Source organism: Shewanella sp. QJM3NY_23, assembly GCF_056173105.1.
This window is the reverse complement of sequence record NZ_CM149657.1, coordinates 614,943-632,864: the sequence shown is the minus strand read 5'-3', so window position 1 is coordinate 632,864 and position 17,922 is coordinate 614,943. Positions and strand designations below refer to the sequence as shown.

The 17,922-nt window shown below is 46.4% G+C and carries 18 protein-coding genes; 5 read left to right on the top strand and 13 right to left on the bottom strand.

Annotated elements, in window-relative coordinates; translation table 11 throughout:
- Nucleotides 1-52 precede the first annotated feature (52 nt).
- Complete coding sequence (locus AC0VXX_RS02960) at nt 53-979, top strand: D-2-hydroxyacid dehydrogenase (RefSeq protein ID WP_475515845.1); 927 nt, start codon at nt 53-55, stop codon at nt 977-979.
- Nucleotides 980-1,354: 375 nt separating this feature from the next.
- The gene (locus AC0VXX_RS02955) at nt 1,355-1,546 is read left to right on the top strand and encodes a bacterioferritin-associated ferredoxin (protein ID WP_475515844.1); all 192 of its coding nucleotides are present in this window, start codon (nt 1,355-1,357) and stop codon (nt 1,544-1,546) included.
- Nucleotides 1,547-1,777: 231 nt separating this feature from the next.
- Here the strand turns inward: AC0VXX_RS02955 and parC are convergent, their stop codons facing one another.
- The 7 genes from parC to nudF form a co-directional block, all read right to left on the bottom strand.
- Nucleotides 1,778-4,045, bottom strand: a complete 2,268-nt coding sequence (gene parC / locus AC0VXX_RS02950) for a DNA topoisomerase IV subunit A (RefSeq protein WP_475515843.1) — start codon at nt 4,043-4,045, stop codon at nt 1,778-1,780.
- The gene (locus AC0VXX_RS02945; RefSeq protein ID WP_475516923.1) at nt 4,042-5,145 is read right to left on the bottom strand and encodes a PQQ-dependent sugar dehydrogenase; all 1,104 of its coding nucleotides are present in this window, start codon (nt 5,143-5,145) and stop codon (nt 4,042-4,044) included. The genes parC and AC0VXX_RS02945 overlap by 4 nt, the downstream gene beginning before the upstream one ends.
- A 103-nt stretch (nt 5,146-5,248) precedes the next feature.
- A complete protein-coding gene (gene parE, locus AC0VXX_RS02940) occupies nt 5,249-7,135 on the bottom strand; it encodes a DNA topoisomerase IV subunit B (RefSeq protein ID WP_475515842.1) in 1,887 nt (628 codons plus the stop codon).
- 45 nt (nt 7,136-7,180) lie between these two features.
- Nucleotides 7,181-7,759 (bottom strand): YqiA/YcfP family alpha/beta fold hydrolase, encoded by a 579-nt coding sequence (locus AC0VXX_RS02935; protein WP_475515841.1) that lies wholly within the window; start codon nt 7,757-7,759, stop codon nt 7,181-7,183.
- Nucleotides 7,760-7,942: 183 nt separating this feature from the next.
- Nucleotides 7,943-8,782: a 3',5'-cyclic-AMP phosphodiesterase gene (cpdA, locus tag AC0VXX_RS02930; protein ID WP_475515840.1), complete on the bottom strand. Its 840-nt coding sequence runs from the start codon at nt 8,780-8,782 to the stop codon at nt 7,943-7,945.
- 9 nt (nt 8,783-8,791) lie between these two features.
- A complete protein-coding gene (locus AC0VXX_RS02925; protein ID WP_475515839.1) occupies nt 8,792-9,277 on the bottom strand; it encodes a DUF1249 domain-containing protein in 486 nt (161 codons plus the stop codon).
- Entirely contained in the window at nt 9,235-9,843 is a 609-nt protein-coding gene (nudF, locus tag AC0VXX_RS02920; RefSeq protein WP_475515838.1) for an ADP-ribose diphosphatase, read from the bottom strand. Before nudF ends, AC0VXX_RS02925 begins: the two co-directional genes overlap by 43 nt.
- A gap of 295 nt (nt 9,844-10,138) precedes the next feature.
- Between nudF and tolC the strand changes: the two genes are divergently transcribed.
- A complete protein-coding gene (gene tolC / locus AC0VXX_RS02915; protein WP_475516922.1) occupies nt 10,139-11,464 on the top strand; it encodes an outer membrane channel protein TolC in 1,326 nt (441 codons plus the stop codon).
- A 101-nt stretch (nt 11,465-11,565) separates the two neighbouring features.
- On the opposite strand, the gene AC0VXX_RS02910 is transcribed toward tolC, so the two are convergent.
- From AC0VXX_RS02910 to AC0VXX_RS02900, 3 genes are read right to left on the bottom strand one after another with little or no spacing between them, the layout of a single operon-like run.
- Entirely contained in the window at nt 11,566-12,309 is a 744-nt protein-coding gene (locus AC0VXX_RS02910; protein ID WP_475516921.1) for a TIGR04219 family outer membrane beta-barrel protein, read from the bottom strand.
- A 3-nt stretch (nt 12,310-12,312) separates the two neighbouring features.
- Nucleotides 12,313-13,284: a DUF2333 family protein gene (locus AC0VXX_RS02905; RefSeq protein WP_475515837.1), complete on the bottom strand. Its 972-nt coding sequence runs from the start codon at nt 13,282-13,284 to the stop codon at nt 12,313-12,315.
- Nucleotides 13,285-13,296: 12 nt separating this feature from the next.
- On the bottom strand, nt 13,297-13,767 hold the full coding sequence (locus AC0VXX_RS02900) for a copper chaperone PCu(A)C (RefSeq protein WP_475515836.1): 471 nt from the start codon (nt 13,765-13,767) through the stop codon (nt 13,297-13,299).
- A 51-nt stretch (nt 13,768-13,818) separates the two neighbouring features.
- On the opposite strand from AC0VXX_RS02900, the gene AC0VXX_RS02895 reads away from it, so the two are divergent.
- Nucleotides 13,819-14,556 (top strand): enoyl-CoA hydratase, encoded by a 738-nt coding sequence (locus AC0VXX_RS02895; RefSeq protein WP_475515835.1) that lies wholly within the window; start codon nt 13,819-13,821, stop codon nt 14,554-14,556.
- Between the two features lie 501 nt (nt 14,557-15,057).
- Here AC0VXX_RS02895 and AC0VXX_RS02890 read toward each other — a convergent pair.
- From AC0VXX_RS02890 to dusA, 3 genes are all read right to left on the bottom strand, one after another.
- The gene (locus AC0VXX_RS02890; protein WP_475515834.1) at nt 15,058-15,264 is read right to left on the bottom strand and encodes a PspC domain-containing protein; all 207 of its coding nucleotides are present in this window, start codon (nt 15,262-15,264) and stop codon (nt 15,058-15,060) included.
- A 134-nt stretch (nt 15,265-15,398) separates the two neighbouring features.
- Entirely contained in the window at nt 15,399-15,689 is a 291-nt protein-coding gene (locus AC0VXX_RS02885) for a hypothetical protein (RefSeq protein WP_475515833.1), read from the bottom strand.
- Nucleotides 15,690-16,013: 324 nt separating this feature from the next.
- Complete coding sequence (gene dusA, locus AC0VXX_RS02880; protein WP_475515832.1) at nt 16,014-17,003, bottom strand: tRNA dihydrouridine(20/20a) synthase DusA; 990 nt, start codon at nt 17,001-17,003, stop codon at nt 16,014-16,016.
- A 406-nt stretch (nt 17,004-17,409) separates the two neighbouring features.
- Here dusA and AC0VXX_RS02875 point away from each other — a divergent pair, with 406 nt between their 5' ends.
- Complete coding sequence (locus AC0VXX_RS02875) at nt 17,410-17,874, top strand: chemotaxis protein CheX (RefSeq protein ID WP_110457155.1); 465 nt, start codon at nt 17,410-17,412, stop codon at nt 17,872-17,874.
- Nucleotides 17,875-17,922: the final 48 nt, after the last annotated feature.

Here is a 17,922-nt window from a genome sequence, read left to right as displayed (position 1 = left end):
CGCTATGACCGCCTAATTAACGCGACAACGCCAATGATAATGGGGACTTGCCATGGAACATAAACTGCTGCTGCTGACCAGTGACAACCAAAAATATCGCCAACTGCTCGACTCATGTCATCTCCCACAACTGACGCTACTAGACGATGATCCTAGCAGTATTCTCAGCGCGAATATTTGGTTGGCAGAGCCCCCATTAGCGGCGCCACTGGTGGGTCATGCGCAGCAATTGATTTGGATGCAATCAACCTATGCGGGTGTCGACCCCTTAGTCAAACCTCGCCTACGCCGCGATTACCAACTCACTAACATTAAAGGGATATTTGGCCCTTTAATGAGTGAATATCTATTTGGCTACTTGCTGGCTCATCAACGTCAACATAAACAGTATCAGTCACAACAGGCGGATAAAATATGGCGCCCTAGCAGCTTTAAAACCTTGCAAGGGCAAAAGTTATTACTCTTAGGCACAGGCAATATTGCCAAACATATTGCCCAAACAGCCAAACATTTCGGCATGCAGGTAACCGGAATTAACCGCGGTGCCAAACCAACGACTGGATTCGATAAGGTCGATACCCTCACCAATCTGCCCAGCCATATTGCCCAGGCCGATGCCATTGCCGCGATCCTGCCTAGTACGCCAGATACCCGAGGCATTTTAGACAGCCAAATGCTCAGTATGATTAAAGATGAAGCCATTTTATTTAATCTTGGGCGAGGTGATGTACTCGATCTCGATGCGCTATATCAACAACTACTACAGCGACCCAAGCAACAAGCGATTTTAGATGTGTTCAATCAAGAGCCGTTACCCGCCAACCATCCCATATGGTCATTAAGCAATGCCACCATCACCCCACATATCGCGGCTCCAAGCCGACCTGAACAAGTGGTGGAAATATTTGCCGCTAACTATCACCACTTCATCAAGGGGCAAGCGCTCAGCCATTTAGTCAACTTTGAACGCGGCTATTGATATAAAAGTGATACTAAGCGGTGCACCTCACTGCTCAATTAGATAGCTCAATTAGATAGCTCAGTTAGGCAGCTAAGCTTAGCTGCATTGACGAGCGCTCAATGCTGGCAAGGCGCACGTAACACCTAAGCCATAGCCCCCACATTGAACAGCGACTCAGTCTCAGTTATTAACAATCTGCTATTGAAAATCCGCCTGTAGCCATTATATTTGCGCCAAAGCCCAACCAGCAGACCATCAAAACGCGCTAACATCGCCTCTGGTTTTTTAATAGCTGAACCTTACAGCATAAATACTAGCTATAACTTAAAGTTATTAGTATTGAGAATCGTTTTCATTTACACTCTCAAGCATCACTATAGAGAGAGCCATAGTATGTACGTTTGTTTATGCCATGCCATTACCGATACTCAGATTAAACAAGCTGTTGATCAGGGAGATACCTCTTGGGCCGATCTCAAAAAACGCTTGGGTGTCGGCAGTCAATGCGGTAAATGCACCCGCATGGCCAGCGAGATCATTCAAGCGAGATTAGATGTCACGCCTAACTTCTACGAAGTGGCTTAATCGACTCATCAGCCATACTGTGACAGACCCACAAACAAAGCTTATACCAGAGGCTTGCTCCAGAGTTAGGTGATGGTGCAAATCCTTAGATATAAAAATTAGACATAAAAATGACCAACAAAAAAAGCTGCTTAAAGCAGCTTTTTTGTTATCTCGCTATTTGCTATCTCACTCAGGACTTAAAGCACTTAGACCTAACTAAGACCTAAAGCACTAAGAACCTAAAACGGCTTAAAGTACTGGCTCATCAGCACCGAGTTCCACCTTATCGACACGTTGTAAACCGCGCGGTAATTTAGCGCCACGGCGGCCACGTTCACCACGATAATGCTCAAGATCACTAGGTTTTAAGGTCAACTTACGCTTACCCGCCCACAAGGTGACGGCAGTGTCTTCAGGCACTACGTGCAAGTGCATCAGTAGCTCTTCACGGTTTTTAGCGCGCTCGCTCGGAATACCGATGATTTTATTACCTTTACCTTTAGACAGTTGTGGCAGTGCATCTACTGAAAACAGTAGCATCCGCCCTTCGTTAGTGATCGCTAAAATCGACTCACGACGAGACTTATCGACCCGTTTAGGTTGCAGCACTTTGGCATTCGCAGGCAAACTTAATAGGGCTTTACCCGCCTTATTACGCGACACCATATCTTTGTAGTCACCAATAAAACCGTAACCGGCATCGCTAGCCAGCAAGAAGCATTGCCCATCTTCCCCCATCAAAGCATGTTCAATGGTTTCACCTGGCGACAATTGGAAGCGCGTGGTTAATGGCTCACCCTGGCTACGCGCCGACGGTAAGGTGTGGGTATCGGTGGCAAATGCCCTGCCGGTACTGCCAATAAACACGGTGGCATGATTGCTGCGCCCTGAGGCGGCGCAGAGGAAACCATCCCCCGCCTTATAAGAGAGTGTTGTAGGGTCGATATCATGGCCCTTGGCACAACGTACCCAGCCCTTTTCCGATAAGACCACAGTCACCGCTTCGACTGGGACTAACTCTTGCTCGCTTAAGGCTTTAGACTCTTGACGTTCGACCAGTGGTGAACGACGATCGTCGCCATAGGTTTCAGCATCTTGTTTAAGCTCTTTTTTGATTAAGGTTTTCATGCGACGCTCTGAGCCAAGCAGTAGCTCGAGCTTTTCACGTTCGGCTTCGAGTTCGCTCTGCTCCGCCTTAATCTTCACTTCTTCTAGTTTGGCTAAATGGCGCAGTTTTAAATCTAAGATGGCATTGGCTTGATCTTCGCTCAAACTAAAGCGCGACATCAACTCGGTTTTCGCATCGTCGTGATAACGGATGATCTCAATCACTTCATCAATATTGAGGAAAGCTATCATCAAGGCATCAAGAATATGTAATCTTGCCTGCACCTTATCGAGTCGGTGTTCTAGGCGGCGTCTGACGGTGCTCATCCTAAACTCTAACCACTCGCTAAGAAGCTGCTTAAGCCCTTTAACCTGCGGACGGCCGTTGAGTCCCAACACGTTTAAGTTGACCCTAAAGTTCTTTTCCAGATCGGTAGTGGCAAATAAGTGCGCCATAAGTTGATCGCAATCGACGCGATTAGAGCGAGGCACTACCACCATACGTACAGGACTTTCATGATCTGACTCATCACGTAAGTCGGCGACCATCGGCAGCTTCTTGGCCTGCATCTGCGCGGCTATCTGCTCTAAAATCTTACCGCTACTGGCTTGGTGCGGCAGTGCGGTGATCACTATCTCGCCCGCTTCGATTGTGTACACGGCGCGCGCTTTAATCGAGCCACGACCAGTACTGTAAATTTTAGCGATATCGGCTCTAGGCGTGATAATTTCCGCTTCTGTCGGATAATCAGGCCCTGGAACCAACTCCATAATGCGTTCAAGTTCGGTCTTAGGGTTATCCAATAATTCGATACAAGCATCGACTAATTCACGCACGTTATGGGGCGGTACATCCGTCGCCATCCCCACCGCAATCCCGGTAATACCGTTAAGTAAAATATGTGGTAAACGGGCTGGTAATACCAGCGGCTCTTTCATGGTGCCGTCGAAGTTAACCCCCCAATCGACAGTGCCATGACCCAGCTCGGTGAGCAACACTTCAGAGAATTTCGATAAACGCGCCTCGGTATAACGCATGGCGGCAAACGATTTAGGATCATCGGGTGCCCCCCAGTTACCTTGACCGTCAACCAGCGGATAACGATATGAGAATGGCTGAGCCATCAATACCATGGCTTCATAACAGGCGCTATCACCATGAGGGTGGTATTTACCCAATACGTCACCGACGGTACGAGCCGATTTTTTATGCTTAGACTGCGCCGATAAGCCCAGCTCACTCATGGCGTAAATAATACGCCGCTGCACTGGCTTTAATCCGTCGCCGATATGCGGTAATGCACGGTCCATGATGACGTACATAGAGTAATTGAGATAAGCTTCTTCTGTAAAACGCCTCAGGGGCATCTGCTCGACACCATCGAGGCTCAAATCTATCGCATCACTCATTGGTTTGGATCCTGTTGTTCACTCGGTTCACTCTCATTGACGCCGTTATCTTTATAAAACAGTCGATAAACATTGCCTTTAAAATCATCAGAAATATAGATAGCCCCATCGGGAGCTGACAGCAGAGCATAGGGTCTAGCGACCGGGAATTCGCCATCTAGAAAGCTCACCACGGTTTGTCGATCTACTATCTCATCGCCCGCAAGCGTCAGCATAGTGACCTGATAGCCAATTTTACTCGACCGGTTCCACGAGCCATTTTCGGCAACAAACATCTGTTCGTGGTATTTTGCCGGAAACTGCTTACCACGATAAAACTGCAATCCCATTGGCGCGACGTGAGCGGGTAATTCAAATACCGGCGGGGTCACTTTTAACCCTTTAGGTTTTTCATAAGCGGGTTCCTCTACGTCAGTAGCATGAATATAGGGAAAGCCATAATGACTACCAACGGTATCGACGCGATTAATCTCATCGGGGGGCAATCGGTCACCCATCCAATCGCGACCTATATCGGCAAACCACAATTTATTATCATCTGGCGCCCAATCAAAACCGGTCACATTACGCAAGCCTGTCGCCACCTGCTGGCTACTGCCGGTGTTAACATCGATAGCAATAATACTGCCAAACGGCGCCGGGGCTTCGCACACATTACAGGGCGCACCAATTGCAACGTATAAGCGACCATCTGGCCCAAAACGCATCGCACGGTGGCTCTTATTAGTTTTGCCCGGTAAGCGGTTATACACCTCTTTACCACGATTAGGACGACGTAAGCGGTTTTCAACATCCACGTAGCGAATAATACGCGAACTTTCAGCCACGTAGAGATCGCCACCATGAAAAGCTATCGCCTCAGGGTAATGCAGATCTTTGGCGACAATATAGCGCTTATCGACTCGGCCATCGGCATTAGCATCGACCAGCGCATAAATAGTGCCCGCCTTATAAGAGCCGACAAATAAGGTGCCATTAGCGCCCATTGCCATCTGCTTGGCATCACCCAGATCTGCAGCATATAAAGAGAGCCCAAAACCTTTAGCCACGGTGATCATAATTGACTGCCGTTCGGCCTTGGATCCTGTTGCCATAACCATGGCGACCATAGTTATAAACAACTTAAAAGATAAAGTAGTTATCGTTTTATTTTTCATTATCTTAAGTTCATCTACCTATACAATCTTTGAGTCATTATTCAGGTTATAACTGAGCCATATCCCCTTTGGTCTCTAGCCATGCTTTTCGATCACCTGAGCGTTTTTTCGCTAACAACATATCCATCAGTGCCATCGTATCATCGGCCTCATCAATGGTTAACTGTACCAAGCGACGAGTGTTCGGATCCATTGTGGTTTCACGCAGTTGCAACGGATTCATCTCACCCAAACCTTTGAAGCGAGTCACCTGTACTTTGCCTTTCTTTTTCTCGGCAGTGATACGGTCTAAAATACCCTGCTTTTCGGCCTCATCGAGGGCATAAAAGACCTCTTTACCCACATCGATACGAAACAGCGGAGGCATCGCCACATAGATATGGCCTTTCTCTACTAACACTCTGTAATGCTTCATAAACAGTGCGCACAGCAAGGTCGCGATATGTAATCCGTCGGAGTCAGCATCGGCAAGAATACAAATTTTGCCATAACGCAGCTCTGAAATATCACTACTGTCAGGATCGCAGCCTATTGCCACCGAAATATCATGCACCTCTTGCGAGGCCAATACCTGCGAGGCATCCACCTCCCACGTGTTTAAAATCTTACCGCGCAAAGGCATGATGGCTTGAAACTCACGGTCTCTTGCCTGTTTAGCACTGCCACCCGCCGAGTCACCCTCGACCAAAAACAGCTCGCCACGCATAGGGTCTTGGCCGCTACAATCGGTGAGCTTTCCGGGTAACGCTGGGCCCGATGTGACTTTTTTGCGCGCCACTTTCTTAGCCGCTTTTAACCGTTTCTGCGCATTGTTGATACACATATCGGCTAAGGCTTCGGCCTGCTCAGTATGGGTATTAAGCCATAAACTAAAGGCATCACGCACAATACCTGAAACAAATGCGGCGCTCTGGCGGCTAGAGAGTTTTTCTTTGGTTTGTCCTGCAAATTGAGGATCTTGCATCTTAATCGACAAGATATAACTACTGCGGTCCCAAATATCTTCGGGCGAGAGCTTGATACCGCGCGGGATCAGATTACGGAACTCACAAAACTCGCGCATCGAGTCGAGTAAGCCTTGCCTAAAACCGTTGACATGGGTGCCGCCAAGCGGCGTGGGAATAAGGTTAACATAGCTTTCATTAAGATAATCGCCGCCCTCTGGCAGCCAAGTTATCGCCCAATCAACCGCTTCGGTATTGCCGGTCATTGTGCCAATAAACGGCTCTTTGGGTAAGGTTTCAGCCCCATTAATCGACGCTTGCAGATAATCGGTTAAGCCACTTTCATAAAACCATTCTTCGCTTTCACCAGTTTGCTTATTGGTGAATTTAATGCGTAGCCCTGGGCACAATACCGCTTTGGCGCGCAGTAAATAAACCAGTTTTGGGATAGAGAAATTAACCGAATCAAAATAGCTGGCGGTAGGCCAAAAATGCACCCGGGTGCCCGTATTACGTCTGCCGCAGGTGCCGGTGACCTTAAGGTCTTCAACCTTATCGCCATTCTCGAACGCCATTTCATAGACTTCGCCGCCACGTCTTACGCTAATTTCAACGCGATCTGACAGGGCGTTGACCACCGAGATGCCCACCCCGTGCAAGCCACCGGAAAACTGGTAGTTATCGTTAGAAAACTTACCGCCAGCATGCAGCTTAGTTAAGATCAATTCGACCCCAGAAATCCCCTCTTCTGGATGGATATCAACGGGCATACCACGACCATCATCAATAACTTCTAGCGAGTTATCTTTATGAAGGATCACGTCAATTTTAGTTGCGTGTCCTGCCAGCGCCTCATCCACACTGTTATCGATCACCTCTTGTCCTAAATGATTCGGACGTGTGGTGTCGGTATACATGCCGGGTCTACGCTTAACAGGGTCGAGTCCATTAAGTACTTCAATTGCATCTGAGGTGTATTGATTTGTCATGGCACACACATATGGTTATTCAGGCCTTATTGCGGCCCTACATGTCTATTTATTAAGAAACAGGAACTGGCAGATCCTATCCAACTGTTGTTCATAGCCGATAAAACTATGGTCACCACCCGCCTCTATTAGCAGCTGACAACAATGGTATTTATTCACTGCTTGTTGGTAATCGAGCACCTCGTCACCGGATTGTAATAATACAAGAAATCGCTCAGGATTTAGAATAACCTCGGTATCATACAGCGCAACCTCTTGTTTATGCTCGGGTAATATTTGATACGTTTCGTCAGTATACGGATTGTACTGTTGACCGATAAAATCATCAAATAATGCGTAAGGAGTGACGGCCGGATTAATAAGCACCGCTCTACCACCGTAGGTTTCGGCGAGGTAACTGGCAAAGTAGCCCCCCAATGATGAACCAATAAAATGCAGCGACTCCCCTTTAGCTAGTGCTTGTTCGACAATTTCTATCAATAGTGTCATCGCGGCGGCGGGAGTGGCGGGTAACTGCGGTTGAAAAAAAGAGAGTTGTGGAAAATGCTTAGCAATATATCGAGCGGTCGCCAGTCCTTTGTCTGACTGAGGGGAGCTATTAAAGCCATGGAGATAGAGCAGCATATTTCCTCGATAACTATTGCTATTATTTAACTCGCGATACCGATGCTAACGACACCGAACAAATCAAAAGGTACCGACAGATAGAGTAAGTGCCACGATGCTAACATTGGCAGCGCAATTCACCAAATAAAGCTTTAGCTCCAATCAAGTATCACCCTGATACAGCGCTAGTATGAGAAGAAGTTAGTAACCACTTGACTCATGATCGGGAGAAAACTTATTGCCAGGTACCCGGTAAACACTGGTCAATATACCACCATCACTTTTCAGCTCCAGTAATCGATATCCTGGTTGCTGTGCATCTAAAGCGAAATAAGGCGATTTAGGTTTAAATTGGATACAGGTGGAAGGTGTTGCCATTAAACGCATGGCGCCATGCTCTGTCGGATAGGTTTGATCTAGGCTTTGATGCACATGGCCCCACAATAATCCCTTAACCTGAGGTAGCTTAGCGACCTTGGCAATAAAATCTGAGCCGTTGTCCATGCAGTGTTGATCTAGCCACTGACAGCCCACCAAAATTGGATTGTGGTGCATCACCAGCAAGGTGTGTTTATCTGGCTGCGCTGCGACCGCGGACTCTATCAAGGCTAGCTGAGTGTCGGCCATATGGCCTCCGGGCTTTCCCCTAACAGTGGAGTCCAACATGATAATTTGCCAGTTACCCGCCAAAATGCGTTGCTCGCCATACACTCGAGGCCCTTGCATATGCAGATGCATCACCCGAGGATCGTCATGATTACCAGGTAAATAATGGCAAGGTAAATTAAGCGGTGCAATTGCACGCACAAAATTATGATAAGACTCGTGCGAGTAATCCTGACTAATATCCCCCGTCGCCAACATCAAATGCGCCGGATAATCAACCGCTTTTATGGTATTAAGTACAGCATCTAAGCTATTTGCGGTATTAACGCCTAAAAGCTGAGCTTCGCGATCGGCAAACAGGTGCGGATCGGTCACTTGAACCAGTCTAACGCTCTCACCGTCACCAATAGAATAAGAGATAGCCTCTTTTAGCACATTAAAACCCTAAAATGTCGACTGACAAATAATCCTGACATGATTGTCAATCTGTAGTAACTCTTCAAGAAAAGCATTTACCTGGTACTTTTCGTCTCTATGATACATACGTATATTTGGGTAATCATATACTGGTCTTAAGCGATAAATCTGTCGACTAGTTAACACTTCTGCTAATTTAGCATCATGATAAACACGAACGACAACCTTAGGGGTATCAATTAATTGCACAGAGTCGATAGCTCGGGAGATTTCAATCAATTGGGTATATTGGGTATTTTCGAGCAACTTAACGTCTAAACTGCCAAAATCACCATCGACTTGCCAACAAAGCCCTTGCTCGCAAGAGGCTGGCAGCCAACGCAATATATTAAAGTAATTTCGGCTACATAAAGCCAAAAAGCGACTGACGTCCACTTGGTAGCTATTGTGCCGCTTGTTTAACGAAACTGTCACAGCCCTTCTCTTAATTTTTGGTAATTTAATTGCAGCCATTGCAGGCCAATCATAGTCGAGGCGTTATTTATCACCCCATCACATAATAGTTGGTACGCCGCTTCACGTGACATGACATGCACCTTAATATCTTCATGCTCTTCACTGAGTCCATGAATACCATTTGCTAGACTCGCGTCCACCTTCGCCCAATAAAAGTCAAAGCGTTCACTACTGCCGCCTGGGCTAGCAAAGTAGTCACACACCCGCACCATTTTATTTGCCACTAGACCCGCTTCCTCTCGTAGCTCTCGATGTGCCACTTGCTCTGGCGACTCACCAGGCTCAATCATGCCAGCCACTAACTCAAACAACCATGGTGTCGAGGTATCCGCCACAACAGGAATCCGAATTTGCTCAATCAACACCACTTTATCGCTAACGGGATCATAGGGCAGAACCACCACAGCGTGGCCACGCTCAAACACCTCTCGAGTCACTACTTTGCTCCAACCACCAGCAAATAATCTATGCTTAAAACGGTACTCGTCAACGCGAAAAAATCCTTGATATACTGTGTGTTGACTCAGCATCTCGATATCATCGCGGCTAAATTTCTGCTTCATCCACTTTCCTTTGAATTATCTTGATGGCGGTTGGGGCTGCTGGGTAGGTAAATATAGCATGTCACCCCCCAAAAATTGCAGACATAAAATCAAAAACTGTTACACTTCATAGTTGACTTAAAATTGGTTAATTTCTTAATATCTTAGTATCTTAATCTTACAAGTTTAGATGTATCGGGAAGCGTCGGGAAGCGCAAACCGCTTTACTCAAATGATTTGCTGTAAAGCATCACTTAACTTTATTAAGTAAATCGCTCCACCCAAAGGAGTATTTATGTCTAAAAAAGGACAGGTAATGAAATTTAAGATCCGCACCTTATGTGCAGCTTTGACGCTAACGGCAACAACTTCAGCCGTGCACGCCGATGATCTATTACAAATTTATCAACAAGCTCTCACCAGTGATCCTATTGCGCTTCAGGCTCAATCTCAACGCGACAGACTCTACGAGCAGATCGAAGAAAATCGAGCCCCCTTGCTGCCGACATTAAGTGCCAGCGTGGGTTATGGCAAGAGTTGGTCAGATGTGTCCGACAGTATCTATAACAGCGGCTTAAATGCCGGCGTGTCATTGAAGCAAGTGGTTTACGATCACAGTGCATGGGTTGGGCTGGATTTAGCGGAGCTTGCCGCCACACAGGCCGATGCTGCTTATGCTTCGGTACTGCAGAACCTGATTATTCGTGTGACGAGTGCTTATTTTGAAGTCTTATCGGCTAAAGATAACTACGAGTTTAAAGGCGCAGAAAAACGCGCGATTGAACGTCAACTAGAGCAAACAAAACAACGTTTTGCGGTAGGCCTTACCGCTATTACCGATGTGCATGAAGCCCAAGCACAGTATGACTTAGCCCGTGCCTCAGAAATTTTAGCGGAAAACCAGCTGATTAACAGCTACGAAGCCTTACGCGAAATTACCGGTATCGACCATAAATCAATCGATATCTTAGATACTAATCGCTTCACTGCAGTCTCACCAACACCTGCTAAACCAGGTGAATGGTTAAAAATGGCCGAGAGTAACAGTGTTGATCTTATGGCGACCCGCATCGGCAAAGATATTGCCCAGCAGACCATCACGCTTTACAAAGCAGGTCATATGCCATCGCTAAACCTAAGTGCAGGTTACACCACTAATCTTGAGCAAAAGAACCAAATTGGTAATCAGCCTGATGTGGATAATGCCAATGTTGGCCTGACCTTAAGCGTTCCCATTTTCGAAGGCTTCAGGGTAAGTTCACAAGTTAATCAAGCGCAATATCAGTATGTTGAAGCCAGTGAAAAGATGGAGCAAACGTACCGTAAAGTCGTTAAAGATGTGCGTAACAACTTCAATAACGTCGGTGCTTCTATCAGCTCGATCCGTGCTTATGAGCAATCCGTTATCTCTTCAGAGAGTGCACTTAAAGCAACCCAAGCAGGTTTTGAAGTGGGGACTCGTACTATTGTTGACGTACTAAACCGTACCCGTGACTTATACGATTCAAAACGTCAGTTATCGAATGCCCGTTACGGTTACATCAACTCCATTTTAGCGCTAAAACAAGCGGCTGGAACCCTGAATGAAGATGATGTGATTGCGATTAACAGTGGTTTAATCGCGCCTGTTGTCAGCCAGTAAATTCGACTAACCATTAGTCATAAAAAAACCGCCATTAGGCGGTTTTTTTTATGGCTCTCATTGACCAAATCAGGATACAAACCCTAGGATAGATGACAGCGTTAGAAAACCAGTTCTACACCGGCAAAAGCGCCCTTGAACTGTGAGTTAGCAGTAATACCATCGAAGCCATTAACGTCGAAAGTAAAGTCACGATAACCGACACGGATTTTAGTATCGAGTGCGACCCCATCAAACTGCCAGCCTAAACCAACAGAATAGTCATATACGCTAGTTTCATCTACGCCCAGCATCACATCAGCAAACCCATATAAACCTAGACCGGGCAAGCCTACTTCGGCATTAGCGTACGCCATCACAACACCGCTACTAAGATCTTTTTGCTCAGGATGGCCAGCATCAGCAACTCGATATGAACCGTGCATACGCTTGTAAGCAGCACCTAAATCGAGTGCGACTAGATCGTTATCGAGCAGCTCATAATACAGTACAAAATCGGTGTTGCTTAAGTTGGTCGCGGTCGAAATACTACCTGGGTTAAAGGTGTGTTCACCAAAAGCCCAAGGCGCAACCAATGTGCCTTGACCATCGGCATCTAAGCGATTTTCACGAATTTTAACATTAGGTACTAATGGGATCGGATGCTCAACGGCGACCCAAAGGCTACCTTGTGTTGATGAGCCGTAATCAAAATCTTGTTGAGTTTGACCACCTTGTGCAAAAGTACCATTGGTATCCGCTTGCCAAATATCGCCACCCACTTTAAAACCAACCAGTGTTGCGGCCTGTGCAGAAGTCGCTGCTAGTGAAGTAAGCAGAGCACATGCAAGTAGTGTTTTTTTCATCATTTAACCTTGAGTCAATAAGTTAGTGAGATCAATAACCGCAGCATTTGCGCGGGAAATATAATTGGCCATCACCAATGAGTGATTAGCCACTATGCCAAACCCTGATCCATTAAGGATCATCGGACTCCACACAGGTTGCTGAGTTTCTTCCAGCTCACGAATGATCTGCTGTAAGCTGACTTCAGCGTTTTTCTTCTTTAATACATCGGCAAAATCGACCTCGATAGCCTTCATAAAATTCAGCAAGGCCCAAGTGGCGCCGCGAGTTTCATAAAAGACGTCATCGATTTCCCACCAACCTGTTTTTATCTGCTTACGCGCTAGATTCGGGGTCGACTGGCTGGCTTCGGTATCGCCGGCTAAATCGGTATTGAGACGCTCTTGTCCCACACTAGCAGACAAACGCTGCGACATACTGCCTAGGCGCTTTTGCACCTCTTTTAACCATTCGTTTAAGTTATCGGCACGGGCATAAAACTGAGCATCGGGATTATTGGTGTCGGCAATACGGGCACGATACAATTTGAGCAATTTAACCGCGTCACGGTATTCGCCTTCAGCACTTGGAACCAACCAACTGGTGTGCTCAATATTCAGCTTAGAATGGGCGGCTAACAGATCGTTATCGGCGGTAGATTGAGATTGTGACCGACTAAACTCTTTGCGCATGATCAAGGCAAGATCGCGTGCCTGCTCGATAGCACCAAATTCAAACGCCGGCATGTTATCCATAAATAGCGAGGGCGGCATAATGTCGTTAGATAACCAGCCACCACTCTTATCGAGCAGTGTCTCGACCGTCAAAATCAGTGACGTTGTGGTCGCATAGCCCACCACTTTTTGGCCGGTTGCACTGTTAAGTTGGTGCGGTTCAATTCTATCAGGCTCGATGCTCCACCACACACTGACAAAATAGCCAATTAGGAACACTATTGCGGCCACTAGGCCACCTTTTTTCCATGTCATCTGCATACGATTACTCCATTAATGGTGGTGATGATGATCCATTTCACCATCTTGCTTAGCCGCATCTTGCTTGGTGACCTTCAGGATAATGTCCTGCTCGGTACCATCATCAAATTTAAGCGTTAAATCAACTTTCTGGTCAATTTGTAATGGCTGCTTTAAGCCTAGCAGCATCACATGGTCGCCCGATGGGGCCAACGCCAAATTACCATGCGCTGCAATGGTAAAATAGGGCTGCTGACGCATTTTAATCACGCCTTCCTCTTCAACCAGTGTGTGTAACTGCGCCTCTTCAGCGACATCGGTTTCCACTGCGACTAGTTTAATCTCAGGGCCATGATTCATCAGGGTAAAATAGGCAGCCGTATTGGGCACACTAGCAGGCATGGCTCTCACATAGCCATCTACTAGCATCACATTTGCCAAAACGGAGAATGAAGTGCATGATAGCAACACAAAGTTAAACGCGTGTTTGAAAATCTGTTTCAATGTCTTAAACTCCTTCTTAATCCCATTTGCCACAATAAGGAATCTTGACCAATGAGTACCATTCAAATTCAGGATGAGCAGGGCGTTCGCATTATCACCTTAAATCGCCCAGAAAAACGCAATGCGCTTAATCTCGATATGTACAATCAGCTCACAGAATACCTTATCCAAGGGGAATCAGACAACGGAATTAATGCCTTTCTGATTAAAGGGCAAACAGATTGTTTCACCTCAGGTAATGATATCGCTGACTTTTTAAAAAATAGTAACTTAGGTCCAGAGCATCCTGCGTTTAAGTTTCTTTTTACCCTGCTTGATCTCAATAAGCCCATTGTTGCGGCGGTGACGGGAGCGGCGGTGGGGATCGGCACTACACTGCTACTGCATTGCGACTTAGTTTACGCCGATAATAGCGCTAAATTTCAACTCCCCTTTGTCAATTTAGCCTTGGTTCCCGAAGCCGGTGCCAGCCTATTATTGCCACGTTTAGTGGGGCCGCAAAAAGCTGCCGAATTACTGCTATTAGGTGAAAGCTTTAATGCCGAGTCAGCATTGTCGATGAATATCGTCAATCAGGTATTACCCAGTGAGCAGCTATTTGACCATGCGCTCAACCAAGCGATTAAGTTAGCACAGAAACCGCCTCAAGCCTTACAGGCGAGCCGCCGCTTAATGCGATACGATATCGAGGCAGTGCGCTCGCAAATGCAACAAGAGTTAGAGGCGTTCGCACTGCGACTGCAAAGTGATGAAGCTAAGGCGCAATTTACCGCTTTTTTGAATAAGTAACAGCATAAGCGAGTCATGACATAACGTCGGTTTAGTCGCACTAAGCCGGCAACATCACTAGGTAATACCTCACTCGACTTCGATGCAGTCATTAGATAACCCAAACCATACAATGCGCTTTGGATGAGCTTTATGCGCAATTCTTTGTGCCCTGTTGAAGGTAAGATACTGTCTGTGCGGTTTGCCACCGCATGGCTTACTATCAACCATTTTGGCCTGTATCAGGAGTCACTGTGATATTAGCGATCAGGTTAAATGCTCACACTCATCAATTACGCTTACATTAAAATACGTTCTAACTCACTTAATATTAAAAGCTTAATCTAAAGTGCCAAGGTAAAAACAAGCAGGCTAATCACAATGACCACGCCTAATTCCACGGCAAGAGCGGCTGGGCTCTGTGTACTAGTTAATCTAAGTTTCATCATCGTATCCTCTCAATAAATATCACTATCATCTGGTTTAACACTTGCTATGACCTATCAATCACGGCCTATGTGGCTAATAAGGCGATTTTCGCCTAGGTAATACCAGTGCAAGCGCAAAATAAATCAGTAAGAACATGGCCGGATTCATTACCACTGCTACCGCCCACACCACGCGAGTCCACAGGCACGACCAAGCAAATTTATCGGCCATTGTTGCCGCAACCCCACAAATCAAGCTACTAGGCCGCTTTAGGGTGTCTGTTAAATCATCAATCTTCATCGGTGACTCCTATTTAGGTATTGAGCAGTTAACTGCCTGTCAGGCTTCTTACTGTGCACACCAGTGCCGCGCAGATAACAAAACCCAATACAGGTAATAATAAAATCAATGCCAGCTCCCAAAAATACATCTGCTTAGTCCTTTTGACTCACACTGGCAATCACTGCATGTTGGTCTAACGTTGCCGCCTCTTCTATCGGGTTCGATGACTCAAAGCCACTATCAAGCAGCGACTCCGACAACTGCGCTTGCAGTGACAATGTTAATTCTTGTTGAGCAACAGCTATCGCCTCTTGCATTTGCGCCGCTAATTGGCGCTCCAAAGTGGCACTGATCTCATTAGGTATAAAATCCTCTGCCGTTGCAGAAAAACTGATCCCGATAAATGTGGCAGCGACTAATGACATTCTAGTGAACTTGTTCATGGTCTTATCCTTTGCTCTTTAATGGTGATAAGCAAGACAATACAAACTGTATGCCAACAGCGCACAAACAATGCAAGCAACTGAAAAATAGCGATTAATCTAACGCGGTAATTGTTCTTAATAACAAACAAGGATTAAGCGAAATGGTAGGAGTTAGCGAGTTTCACTAGGCAGTGGTCATTTTTACTACCCTTTACGCCGAACGTCCAGATCAGCGCCGAGCGCAACAAAAAAGCCTTCACCAAAGGTGAAGGCTTACGCTGACATAATAAGGTAAAAATGAATTAAACCCTGATGCTATCCAATAACATGGCTAGTACTTATTTACACACTCTCCATGCTGGCCCTAGCCTGATGGATCACTTCGATGCCCGCGCCAGGTTTGTGGGCATTTTCGCTCACATAACGACGCCACGCCCGAGAGCCCACTTCACCTTGGTACAGCCCAGTAATATGGCGAGTGATATGATTTAAACGCCCGCCCGCTTGTAAGTGTTTTTCGATGTAGGGGATCATCTTTTCTAGCACGGCATCTCGGCTCAACACTGGCTTTTCGCTACCACATAAACGCTGGTCAACTTCAGCCAATATATAAGGATTTTGATAGGCTTCACGCCCCACCATTACACCGTCTAAATGTTTAAGATGCTCAGCACATTCATCTAAGGTTTTTACGCCACCGTTAATAGAAATACTCAGCGCCGCATAATCGCGCTTTAAACGGTAAACGCGCTGATAATCCAGCTCAGGGATCTCACGATTTTCTTTTGGGCTCAAGCCTTGCAACCAAGCTTTTCGGGCATGGATAATAAAAGTGTCACAGCCTGCTGTGCTAACGGTGTCGATAAACTCAGTCAAAAATTCATAACTGTCTAACTCATCGATACCGATACGGGTTTTAACCGTAACGGGAATATCCACTACACTGCGCATAGCATCGACACATTCGGCCACCAACTTAGGTTCGGCCATAAGGCAGGCACCAAAACGGCCATTTTGCACTCTATCTGACGGGCAACCGACATTGAGGTTAATCTCATCATAACCACGCTGCTCAGCCAGTTTGGCACAGGTAGCTAAGTCAGCCGCATTCGACCCCCCAAGTTGTAGTGCAAGCGGGTGCTCCTCTTCGTTATACGCTAAATAATCACCCTTACCATGGATAATCGCTCCCGTTGTCACCATCTCGGTATACAGCAAAGCTTGAGCAGACATGATGCGAGCAAAGTAGCGGTAATGCCTATCGGTCCAATCCAGCATGGGCGCAATGCTGAAAGTACGATTGATGACTGATGGCATGATATGTAACGACATAAAAAACGGTATCCCCTAGTTTAGCAAGCCACAGTAAAGGGCATGACCGGGCATTTTACCTCGACCACTAGAGAATGCACAGGTTTGCGGTCAATTGAGACGTAAAAAAGAGCAGGCAAATTTGCCTGCGATATCTTCTAGACATGTCACGCCCGCTTCTCCTTGCTACTTGCCCCTACTATCAGCGCCTATTTGACACGTTTACCCAACAGATAAAACACAAATTAATGACAAACTTAAAATGCCGCCTATAAAAGCGTCAAACGATCGCGTAAGCCTAATAAAGCCCTTGCTCGTTATCGGTACGCCTATGCTAAGGTGGTCAAACCACAATGTGTTATAACGCTAAATTCACCTAAGCTTATAGCCTTGAATTCATCCTTGTTAAAATAAGGCCTCGTCCGTCATGAATGTTAACTTTATTAACCCCTTCTTAGCCTCGCTACTCAATGTGCTGGAGACCATGGCGAGCATGAAGCTAACGCCGGGTAAGCCAAATTTAAAGCAAGATAATATCGCTAAGGGAGACGTTTCGGGGCTTATTGGCATGGTTGGGCCGCAGACAAAGGGATCGCTATCGATCACCTTTGAAGCGCCATTGATTCTTGAGATCATGCATAAAATGCTGGGGGAAAAGCCGCAAAATATCAACGAGGAGATCACCGATCTGGTCGGCGAATTAACCAACATGGTGACGGGTGGAGCAAAAAAACTGTTAGGCGAAAAGGGCTACGACTTTGAGATGGCGACCCCCGTTGTGGTATCGGGTAAAGCACACACCATAGCCCATAAATCTGATGGGCAAAAAATCGTTATGCCTTTTAGTAGCGAATTCGGCAACGCCTATATCGAAATCTGTTTCGAGCGCTAACACAGTACAGACCTTAACGACTTAGATCGTTAAGGTGCTTAATCGTTA